Below are 10,535 nucleotides of genomic sequence, written 5' to 3'. Positions count from 1 at the left end.
ATTCCTTCATCCAGGAGATGGCCTTGTCCTGAAGCGTACCAATCGGGCAGATGGCACACCATAGGCGAGGACGGTAGATGAGGGCCAGGATGCTGGCAAGAATCGTTGTGCTGAGCATCATGGAATAGAAACGGTAGGAGAGATGTAAGAGGAATGGTGGTACACTTACCTGCAGCAACTGCGGCAGGGGAAACAGCGGGATGGCTATAAAAAGGCGGATGTACGGCATTGCTTCCATATTCCCCATGGCTATCTGGGTTGTCGAGCCGGCTATGAACATAAGATTGAGTCCAAAGTACCAAATCATAAAGTGCTTTGCTTTACCGCTGGTGATGAACCGAGGGTTTTTTCTCCAGTTGCGCTTTTTCCCTACCTGGTTGAGATAGCTTGCCCGTGGGCAGTAGCGCTGGCACCATACCTTCCTCTTGATCATTGCAAGCAAGATGAAGGGAAGTGCCATGCAAAGAAGGGCAAGGTTGGCAAAGAGTATGGAAACAAAACCAAGGGAAAAATAGGCAAGGGTGATGATGAAAAGGCCTGGGAGCAATCCTCTTGATTTCCTGATCATGCACCCTCCTTCCGTTTCATCTTCAGGGCTCCAGGAAAGCAGTAACGGGTACATTTCCCGCAATCAGTGCATTTCCTTTTGTCTACTTTCGGTGCTGCAAACCCTTTCTGGGTCAAGGCGCCGGAAGGGCAGACTCCTACTGCTGGACAGCGGTGGTTCTGGGGACAACGATGGGTGAGTACGGTCAATACTTTTGGCTCTTTAGGCCCTGCTGGTTTCAAACCAAAAAATGATGCGATGTCAAATGCCATGGTGCTCTCTTCCTTGATAATCCTTTGTAGTTCTGGTTCCAGAACCGTATCGGAAAACAGCTATTCTGTCAAATGGTTGTTAATAGCAAATATTGTGAACAGCAAAAGCCCCTTCCGGGTTTCCCTTGCATAGAGACTCTCTTGGATATATAGTCAGCCTCGTGGAGGAGTACATCTTGAAACATTTGGTATTGGCTGAAAAACCGAGCGTCGGAAGGGAACTCGGACGTGTCTTGCACTGTTGGAAATCGGAGAAAGGCTACCGCGAAGGGGATGACTATATCGTGACCTGGGCGCTTGGGCACCTGGTGGAGCTTGCCCAACCTGCTGCCTATAGTGACCGCTATAAAAGATGGTCACTGAGGGATCTTCCGATGTTGCCCCCGGTCTTGAAGCAGGAAGTGATCGAACAGAGCAAGGAACAGTTTTCCGTGGTCAAGCAACTCATACAACGAAAGGATGTTGATACTGTGATCATTGCCACTGATGCAGGAAGGGAAGGCGAGTTGGTCGCCCGTTGGATCATGAAACTTGCAGACTACCAAGGACCGGCAAAAAGGCTCTGGATCAGCAGCCAGACGGAAGGAGCCATCAAGGAAGGATTCAGCAACCTCAAGGATGCAACACTCTATGATGACTTGTATGCAGCGGCGGAGAGTCGTGCTGCTGCCGACTGGTATATCGGGATGAATGTCACCAGGGCATTGACCTGTCACTATGATGCAAAGCTCTCAGCTGGGCGGGTGCAAACCCCAACCCTTGCCCTGATGACCCGGAAAGAGGATGAAATTGAGGCATTCAGTGGTCAGTTCTACTGGACACTCAAGGCCGACTTCACTGATTTTACTGCCTCCTATTACCCCACTGAGGATTCGATCAGGATCAATGATGAGAAGAGTGCCAAACAGAAAGAGGCAGAGCTTACGGGAAAGACGGGGCAGGTTGTCTCCCTGGAAACAGTTGAGCGCACAGAACAACCACCGCTTGCCTATGACCTGACTGAACTGCAACGGGATGCAAACAATCTCCTCGATTTCAGTGCAAAGGAGACCCTCGACACCCTGCAGACCCTTTATGAACAGCACAAGATAGTGACCTATCCAAGGACTGACAGCCGTTATATTACCAGTGATATTGTCTCCACACTGGATAAACGCCTGCAGGCCATCGATGCAACCCCGTTTGGCAGTCTGGCAAGCTCCTACCGGATACAGGGATATCGTGTAGACCAGGAACGGTTTGTCCAGGATCTGAAGGTGAGCGACCACCATGCCATCATCCCCACCGAGCAACGTGTTGATCTTGGCAGGCTGAATGCCAGGGAGCGCGCTCTCTGGGAGTTGATCGTCCTGCGTTTCCTTGAGGTGCTCAGCCCCGATTATACCTACCGGACCACCACCCTGATTGCAGATGTGGAAGGCTCACGGTTCAAGACCCGCCTTACCCTTCCTGTTGAGCAGGGTTGGAGAGATGTTGCCCGTGTGATCGGCAAGCGCAGTGCCCAGCCTTCGATTACAGAGGAAGAAGAGGCCGGTCCCTTCCTGCTCTCCCTGCAGGAGGGTGATCCATTGACCATCTCCAGTGTGAAGCTTAGAAGGCTTTCCACTCCGTCCCCTGCCCGGTACACGGAGGCTACATTACTTTCTGCCATGGAACATGCAGGACGATTTGTTGAGGATGCAAAACTGAAGAAGCAGCTGGGAGGGGGGCTTGGAACTCCTGCAACCCGTGCAGACATCATCGAGAAATTGATCCAGAACCACTATGTGGAACGTCAGGGAAAGGAACTGGTTCCCACTCCCAAGGGAAGGGAGTTGGTTCGTCTTGCTCCTGAGGAACTTCGCTCGCCTGAACTGACCGGACTCTGGGAACAACGCCTTGGTGCCATAGCCGATGGAAAGGAGGATAGCCGTCGCTTTCTTGAGGATATCAAGGCCCATGCCGTAAAGCTGGTTGATGAGGTCATCAAGAGCAGTGAGGTATTCTCCCCGCAGTTTCCCGATGCAAAATCTTGTCCTTTCTGCAAGGGACCCATGATGAAGGTGGTTGATGATATCGGTCAGAACCACTTTCTCTGTCAGCGGCTTTCTTGTTCCTATGAGGAAATGGAGATCAAGAAAAGGGTCATGGTTCCTGGAAAGGAGAAGCCGGCGAAAGTAGTGGTGAAGGCAAAGAGTGTGAGTCCTCCAGCTGATGGGACCAAGAAACGTGTAGTACTGAAGAAATCCGCAACCAAGAAACCGGCAATGCAATCATTTTCCCTGCCTGATGATGACAAGGGGCCCAAGTTCACGTGGGAGACTGTCATCGAGGTCGTTCGACCCAGCAAGTTGGCCTTTCGCGGCCCACGTAGGGAGGAGCATCAGGAGAGGGGAGGGTGGAAACCTCCTGTGCAATCAAAACATATAGTAGAGGATGTGCCGTCCAGTGGTGGAAGCTTTGCTGATTTCCTGAAGGCCAGTGAAGAACGGAAAAAACGCGATAAGAAAAGGAAATAAGGCAATATTTGTTAAAATAAAAACATTTTGTTAAACTATAGACATATCTGTAACTTTCTGCTACTCTTCCTGCATCACAGGAGGAGTGTATGCGCGTAGGTATTGTTGGATTTGGGAAAATGGGGAAACTCATCCGCTCTGAAGCCTTGAAGCGGGGGCATACGATTGCCGCTGTTATTGACCCGATTTGTCAGGAGAGTGAAGTCACGGCAGATCAGGTCAGTAGCGAACACTTGAGCGAGTGCGAGGTTGTCATCGATTTTACCCATCCCTCAGTGGTTGTGGATCATATCATCCTCTATGCGAAGCTCGGCATCCCTGCAGTCATCGGGACAACAGGCTGGTATGACAGGATACCTGAACTGCAGGAAATCGTAGCGCAGGCTGGTGGTGCCATCATCTATAGCGGAAACTACTCACTGGGAGTGGCGCTCTTCATGCAGGTGGTGAAGGAAGCCTCCAGGCTCTTTGCCAAAAGCGGTCTCTATGATCCATTCCTGACGGAAATCCATCATGCACAGAAGGCGGACAGTCCTTCCGGTACCGCAGAGATGCTGGGCTCGTTGGTGTTGGAAAACTATCCAAGCAAACGTTCAGTGGAGAAGGAGACCCTGCACCACAAGAGGGAGGATGAATCCATTCATCTTGCGTCAGTCAGGGGCGGCTGGGTTCCTGGAACACACACCGTGTATTTTGACAGTCCACAGGACACAATCGAATTGACACATAGAGCCCGCTCGCGGGAAGGTTTTGCCGTGGGGGCTGTGCAGGCAGCTGCCTGGATCGCATCAGGTCGCAAGGGATTCTTTAGCCTTGATGACATGCTCGAAGATGTATATCTATCAGTGGAGAAGACATAATGAGAGACATTAATTTCAAAGGGGTACATACTGCCCTGATCACCCCATTCACCAAGAAGGACAATCTGGACGAGGAACGTCTGGAGGAACTCATCGAAGCACAGATCACCAGTGGCGTGAATGGCCTGGTTCCCTGTGGAACAACCGGGGAAAGCCCAACGCTCAGTCACGATGAACATGACCAGATGATCGCAATGACCGTCAAGTTTGCGAATGGCAGAGTTCCTGTCATTGCTGGTACAGGCTCAAATGCGACCAGTGAGGCAGTGAGGCTTTCAAGGCATGCACAGCAGGTTGGGGCAGACGCAGTACTCTTGGTCAACCCATATTACAACAAGCCTACCCAGAAAGGGTTGTACTTACATTTCAAGGCAATTGCAGACAGTGTCGACATCCCCTGTATCCTCTATAATATCAAGGGGAGAACCGGTGTAAACCTTGAGACAGAGACCATAAAGGCACTCAGTGATGCGTGCTCCAACATCGTCGGTGTGAAGGAAGCCAGCGGAAGCCTCGAGCAGATACGCTCTGTCATCGATGCAACCCATGGCAAGTTCCATGTACTCAGTGGAGATGACAATCTCTCCATTCCCTTGGTGGAAAGTGGAGGGGATGGTGTTGTATCGGTTGCCTCCAACATCGCCCCCGGATATATTTCAAAGATGATCCACTTGGCCCTCGAGGGGAAGTGGGAGCAGGCAAGGGAGATGGAAGCGAATCTCAGTGGTTTCTTCAAGGCATGTTTCCTTGAAACCAATCCGATTCCCATCAAGACGGCAATGGCCCGCTATGGTTGGTGCGAGGAGTCTTTCAGGCTTCCCCTCTGCACCTTTGAACGTGAAGAGAATAGGAATGCCCTCTATGAAGAGCTGGACAAGCTTGAAGCATTGGGTGCAATCATAAGGAGATAAGTGTACATGGCGACAATCAATACGAACTTCCAGAAGCTGGCGAGCGGATACCTTTTCCCTGAGATAGCCCGCAGGACCAAGGTATGGCAGGAATCGAACCCGGGAGTCGAGGTACTCCGCCTCGGCATCGGGAACACCACCGAAGCCCTCCCTCCTGCAGTCTGCGATGCAATGAAAGAGAAAATCAAGAAGCTCTCTGACCGTGCAACCTACTCAGGATATGGGGATGAGCAAGGTGATACAGCTCTTCGGGAAGCCTTGGTTCGTTACTATGGGCGCTATGGTGTGGAACTCAAGAGCACGGAATTTTTTGTAAGCGACGGAGCCAAGAGTGATGCTGCAAATATCCAGGATCTCTTTTCCTCGGGAAATGTGGTAGCTATCCAGGATCCAGCGTATCCGGTGTATGTCGACAGCAATGTCGTTGGGGGAAGGACTGGTCTGTTCAATAAGGAAAAGGGTCTCTACGATGGGTTTGTCTATCTTTCAAGCACGGAAGAGAATGGGTTCATCCCCAGTCCTCCAGAGCAGAAGGTCGATCTCATCTATCTGTGCAGTCCGAACAATCCTACCGGTGCAGTAGCCACCCATGCGCAGCTGAAGGCATTTGTGGACTATGCGATCGAGCATAAGAGCATCATCATCTTCGACAGTGCCTATAGTGAGTATGTTACCGAGGAAGGCTACCCGAGAAGCATCTATGAGGTGGAAGGGGCAAAGCGTTGCGCCATCGAGATCAACAGTTTCTCCAAGTTCTCCGGTTTTACCGGTGTTCGCTTGGGGTGGACGATAGTTCCCGAGGAATTGGAGTGTGAGGATGCTCCCTCCGGTCTCTTGAACTCCATGTGGAACCGCCGGCAGTGTACCTTCTTCAATGGAGCAAGCAATATTGCTCAAGCTGGCGGGCTTGCCGCATTGGAAGGGGAAGGGTACGACCAGAGCCGCGCATTGGTGGAGTACTACCTCGAGAATGCCAGAATCATCAGGGAAGGACTGGAGAAAGTAGGCCTGAGAGTGTATGGTGGTATAAATAGCCCGTACATCTGGGCAAAAACCCCGAATGGTATGGATAGCTGGGAGTTCTTCGATATCCTGCTCGACAAATGCCATGTAGTGGTGACCCCAGGTGGGGGATTCGGGCCGGCAGGTGCAGCATTTGTCCGTGTTTCCTCCTATGGACACCGTGAGAATGTAATCAAAGCCATGGCCCAGATAGAGGAGAACTTGCAGGTATGAGTGAGAAAACACTTCCCATGGGGCATGGCGATTTGCTGAAACTTGCCTATCAGCTTCCCACACCCTTCTATTTATACGACGAGAAGGCAATCGTGGATAATGCCAGACGATTCAACCAGCTCTTTTCATGGGCCCCAGGTTTCCGGAACTACTTCGCGGTAAAGGCCTGTCCCAATCCCTCCATTCTCAAGCTTCTTGCAAAGGAAGGGTTCGGGGCTGACTGTTCCTCCCTTCCTGAGCTGTTGCTCAGCAAGGCAAGTGGGATCAGTGCTGAGAGGATCATGTTCACCAGCAATGATACCCCTGAAGAGGAGTTCCGCGCCGCTTATGAGCTTGGAGCCATCATCAATCTTGACGATATCACCCATATCAAAACACTTGAGAAAGCTATCGGAAAGGTGCCTGAGACCATCTGTTTCCGTTACAACCCTGGAAAAAAACGAACAGGAAATGCAATCATCGGCAACCCGGTGGAAGCAAAGTACGGCTTGACGGATGAGCAGATAGTCGAGAGCTACCGAATCATGCAAGAGAAGGGTGCCAAGCGTTTTGGATTGCATACCATGGTTGCTTCAAACGAGCTTGATGGTTCCTATATTGTTGAGACGGCCAGGATGCTCTTCGGCCTGGCGGTGAGGATCAAGAAGGAAACAGGAATCGCCATTGGATTCATCGATATGGGTGGAGGCATCGGTATCCCCTACCGTCCTGATCAGGATGCAATGGATTTGCAGATGGTCAGTGATGGGATGAAGGCCCTCTACGATGAGATCATTGTACCTGCTGGTCTTGATCCTTTGCAGATTGTCTTTGAGTGCGGAAGGGTGATCACCGGTCCGTATGGATACCTGGTGAGCAAGGTGTTGCATGTCACCAAGAAGTACAAGGACTATGTCGGACTCGATGCCTCCATGGCTGACTTGATGAGGCCGGCACTCTATGGTGCATACCATCATATCACTGTTGTTGGCAAGGATAGGAAGAACCATGACCATCTCTATGATGTAACAGGCAGTCTCTGTGAGAACAACGACAAGTTTGCCATCGACAGACCGCTACCCAAGGTTGAGCCTGGGGATGTCTTGGTGTTGCATGATGCAGGAGCACACGGACACAGCATGGGATTCAACTACAATGCCAAGCTCCGCAGCGCTGAATATCTGCTCAAGAGAGACGGGTCGGTGAAGATGATCAGGAGGGCACAAACCTATGATGACTATGTGTCGACCCTTCGCTTCGATGGTGCTTCTTTGGAGGTTTGATGCATTCATTCAAGATACGAGTGTATTACAGCGATACCGATTGTGGTGGCATTGTCTACCACGCCCGGTATCTTGATTTTGCGGAGCATGCCCGTACTGAATTGCTGAGGGAAGTAGCCCAGAGGCAGGGCATTGATGGTTCCCAGATCAGTATGATTGAACTGGGAAAGATGGCCTTTGTGGTGAAATCGATCACGGTCGACTACCAGAGGCCAGGGCGTCTGGATGATCTCTTGGAAGTATGTACGGAAATCGAGAGTGAGAAGCGCTTCTCCATTACCTTCATCCAGACGGTAAAAAGGGGAGATGAAGTGCTCTGCGTACTCAAGGTGCGGGTTGCCTCGATCAACACCGAGACACTCCGTCCCACACCGCTGCCTACCTGGTTTACCCAGGCAGTACAGGCACTCTGATCTTAATAGGGCATCGTCACCAACAAGGTGGTGTTGCCCAGACTTCCCAGTTTCTCATGGCAGACCACCACATCGTAGCGATGCGTCCCTGCCTCTGGTATTGATGTGAAGGTATCACTCTGTTCCTGGGCAATGGTGCCCTCGCAATACCAGTCAATCTCCAGGTCACTCATCAAGACACCTTCCGGCAGGTTGGTTGGTGTATAGCTCAAGGTGACCTGTTCTCCTGCAGTCGGGCTCGCAGGGGTCGCTGTGATGGTACCTTCAATGGGAAGCATGGTGTCATTGATGACGGTGATCTCAAAATTGGTGGAAAGATCTCCGATGATCATATTCACCGTCCCGTCACTGGTGGTGTCAGCAAGAATTCGGATAGCCTCTGTCGCCCCGCTTACCAACATCCCCTGGCTGAAGAGTCTCAGCTGGAGCAGGTAGGAGCCACTTTCCAGTGAAGATTGCAGAAGTACTTCACCCACTCCCTTGTCCAAAGCAGGTACATCCAGGCTGATGGGATTGGCCTGTTGGTCCAACAGCACTACTTGCAAGGATACATCATCAGCTACTTGGTCAGGATCCCAGGTAACCAATGTTTCAAGCAATCCAGATCCCACTAGATCGGTGAGGTGGATGGTGGCAGTACTGGTGACCTTGCTGAGCATGGTTGTAATGGTCCCTGATACAAGTGGTACTCCCTCTGCATTGAATCCTACGGCCTCTATCGTCCAACGACCGACCATGAGATTCCCGATTGCTACAGCTCGTTCCACGGAATCCACTGAGAAGGTCTGTCCACTGGGCCCCGTGCCACTGAGGTGGTAGTCCGTGATGACCATTTTCTGGGAATCGGGTATCAGGCTTCTTTCAGATGAAAACTGCTCGGTGGTAAGCAGTAATCTCAAATCGGCTGTCTCTGCGTGCGCTTCCTCCTTGCATCCGGTTGCCAACAGAACCATGGCAAGCAGAATCATCAGTACCTGTGTGCGTCTTTTCTGTTTCATGTTATTCTCCTCTCTTATTGATATAAAAGAAGAAGAAAACCTTTCACTCTTGCTTCAACTCCCTCTAGGAGAGGAAGCCCAACTTGTTTATACTGGCAGCCATGGAAACACAACCCACATTAATTGTCGGTGATACACTTGAAAGAAGTCTCCCCGTTGCATTGGTACCCTGTTGGGGATCTTATGAAAAAACTGAAGGATCGTTGCGGATTGCCAAGGAGGGAACCATCCTCTCTCTGCGCTATATGGTGCGTACACCGTTTCTCAGACGGATGGTGCAGCAACACAACCAGGATGTAAGTGACGATTCCTGTGTTGGCTTACTGATCAAGGCAGAAGAGACAGAGCAGTATCTGCATCTTCAGTGCAGTGCCTCAGGTGCCCTTCGTTCGTGGTGGATCAACAGGGAAGGGGAGAGAACACTGCTTCCTGTATCGCTGTTGGAGACGATACCGGTTACCGTGACACTTTTGGAGAACTCCAATGCACAAAGCCGTTGGAGTGTTGAGATGCATCTGGATTTGAAGGAACTCAACATCCCAGCTGATGGCCGGCTTCTGGGAAATTTCTACAGTTGCTGTGAGCTGTCTGGCCAGCAGTATTACTTGCTTGCGCAGGAGACAGGAACCCTTGAACCCGATATGGAAATTCCTTCCGCCTTCATGAGGCTGGAATACCATTAGGATTGTTTTCCCCGGGGATTCCATGCTTCTTCTCCGCTGAGCAATTCCTCATCCAGAAGCTTGGTTAGGGCAAGGTGGGCAAGATTCTGCCCAAATATTCCTGTTATGGTAGGCAAGCTCCCCAGTACATTGCGTCTTCTTCCCCTGATGCTGATTTGCTCATTGAAGTCAGCATGTTCCTCTTCCTCTGGAGCTTTGTAGGTATAACGTACCAACTCCGGGGAGAAGATGACCTCTATTCCGCGTCCTACCCCCCGTTTGCGGAGGTTCGTCCTCACCTGACGGGCAAGAGGGCAACCGAAGGTATCCATCAGGTCGGCTTTACGGACAAGGGAGGGATCTCTCCTCAGTGCTGCCCCCATGCTGCTCACTACCGGAATGCCTCGTTTATATGCTGCTTCCAACAAGGCGCATTTGGGATTGAGTGAATCGATGGCATCGACCACCAGGTCTACTGGTCCACAGAATATGGTATCCAATGTCTCGTGTTGTACAAAGAGAGGAAGCACCTCAACGTTGCATTCCGGGTTGATGGCGAGGATACGTTGTTTCGCGACTTCAGTTTTCGGCTTGCCCAGGGTCTCATAGGTGGCAAGGATCTGCCGATTGAGGTTGGTGATCGCCACCGTGTCAAAGTCAACGATTCTCAAATTGCCGACACCGCTTCTGACCAGGGATTCCAATGCCATTCCCCCGACCGCCCCAAGACCGACCACCACCACGTGTTTCTTATGAAGGCGTTCTACCGGCTCCTCACCAAGTAGTCGTGTTATGCGTAAGAATTGTTCTGATCTCATCATTGTTCCTTATCAGCTCATCATGGGTGCATCCACTGAGTTTGCTGAAGTTCTCAAT

At 51.2% G+C, this 10,535-nt stretch carries 11 protein-coding genes; 7 read left to right on the top strand and 4 right to left on the bottom strand.

Annotation, left to right across the window (positions count from 1 at the left end; genetic code table 11):
* Positions 1-568: 4Fe-4S binding protein (locus tag AB7S66_RS08975; RefSeq protein ID WP_428519216.1), on the bottom strand; the 568-nt coding region annotated here is incomplete at its 3' end.
* Complete coding sequence (locus AB7S66_RS08970) at positions 565-819, bottom strand: ATP-binding protein (RefSeq protein WP_198891726.1); 255 nt, start codon at positions 817-819, stop codon at positions 565-567. The genes AB7S66_RS08970 and AB7S66_RS08975, both read right to left, overlap by 4 nt.
* Positions 820-995: 176 nt before the next feature.
* Here AB7S66_RS08970 and AB7S66_RS08965 point away from each other — a divergent pair, with 176 nt between their 5' ends.
* The 6 genes from AB7S66_RS08965 to AB7S66_RS08940 all read left to right on the top strand — a co-directional run bounded on the left by AB7S66_RS08965 (position 996) and on the right by AB7S66_RS08940 (position 7,999).
* A complete protein-coding gene (locus AB7S66_RS08965) occupies positions 996-3,317 on the top strand; it encodes a DNA topoisomerase 3 (protein WP_428519214.1) in 2,322 nt (773 codons plus the stop codon).
* An 89-nt stretch (positions 3,318-3,406) separates the two neighbouring features.
* Positions 3,407-4,177 carry a 4-hydroxy-tetrahydrodipicolinate reductase gene (gene dapB, locus AB7S66_RS08960; RefSeq protein WP_428519212.1) on the top strand — a complete coding sequence of 257 codons (771 nt, stop codon included), beginning with the start codon at positions 3,407-3,409 and terminating at the stop codon, positions 4,175-4,177.
* Positions 4,177-5,088: a 4-hydroxy-tetrahydrodipicolinate synthase gene (dapA, locus tag AB7S66_RS08955; RefSeq protein WP_428519210.1), complete on the top strand. Its 912-nt coding sequence runs from the start codon at positions 4,177-4,179 to the stop codon at positions 5,086-5,088. The genes dapB and dapA overlap by 1 nt, the downstream gene beginning before the upstream one ends.
* Before the next feature lie 6 nt (positions 5,089-5,094).
* Positions 5,095-6,324: an LL-diaminopimelate aminotransferase gene (locus AB7S66_RS08950; RefSeq protein ID WP_428519208.1), complete on the top strand. Its 1,230-nt coding sequence runs from the start codon at positions 5,095-5,097 to the stop codon at positions 6,322-6,324.
* Entirely contained in the window at positions 6,321-7,586 is a 1,266-nt protein-coding gene (gene lysA, locus AB7S66_RS08945; protein ID WP_428519206.1) for a diaminopimelate decarboxylase, read from the top strand. The genes AB7S66_RS08950 and lysA overlap by 4 nt, the downstream gene beginning before the upstream one ends.
* On the top strand, positions 7,586-7,999 hold the full coding sequence (locus AB7S66_RS08940; protein WP_428519204.1) for a YbgC/FadM family acyl-CoA thioesterase: 414 nt from the start codon (positions 7,586-7,588) through the stop codon (positions 7,997-7,999). Before lysA ends, AB7S66_RS08940 begins: the two co-directional genes overlap by 1 nt.
* Positions 8,000-8,001: 2 nt before the next feature.
* Here AB7S66_RS08940 and AB7S66_RS08935 read toward each other — a convergent pair whose 3' ends face one another.
* Positions 8,002-8,997, bottom strand: a complete 996-nt coding sequence (locus AB7S66_RS08935) for a hypothetical protein (protein ID WP_428519202.1) — start codon at positions 8,995-8,997, stop codon at positions 8,002-8,004.
* Positions 8,998-9,098: 101 nt separating this feature from the next.
* Between AB7S66_RS08935 and AB7S66_RS08930 the strand changes: the two genes are divergently transcribed.
* Entirely contained in the window at positions 9,099-9,680 is a 582-nt protein-coding gene (locus AB7S66_RS08930) for a carbohydrate-binding family 9-like protein (protein ID WP_428519200.1), read from the top strand.
* Here the strand turns inward: AB7S66_RS08930 and AB7S66_RS08925 are convergent.
* Entirely contained in the window at positions 9,677-10,477 is an 801-nt protein-coding gene (locus AB7S66_RS08925; RefSeq protein WP_428519198.1) for a tRNA threonylcarbamoyladenosine dehydratase, read from the bottom strand. The two genes, AB7S66_RS08930 and AB7S66_RS08925, sit on opposite strands and share 4 nt — an antisense overlap.
* Between the last annotated feature and the right edge of the window lie 58 nt (positions 10,478-10,535).

Source organism: Sphaerochaeta sp. (assembly GCF_050178175.1).
Classification (GTDB): domain Bacteria; phylum Spirochaetota; class Spirochaetia; order Sphaerochaetales; family Sphaerochaetaceae; genus Sphaerochaeta.
This window is presented reverse-complemented; position numbering and strand designations above follow the sequence as displayed.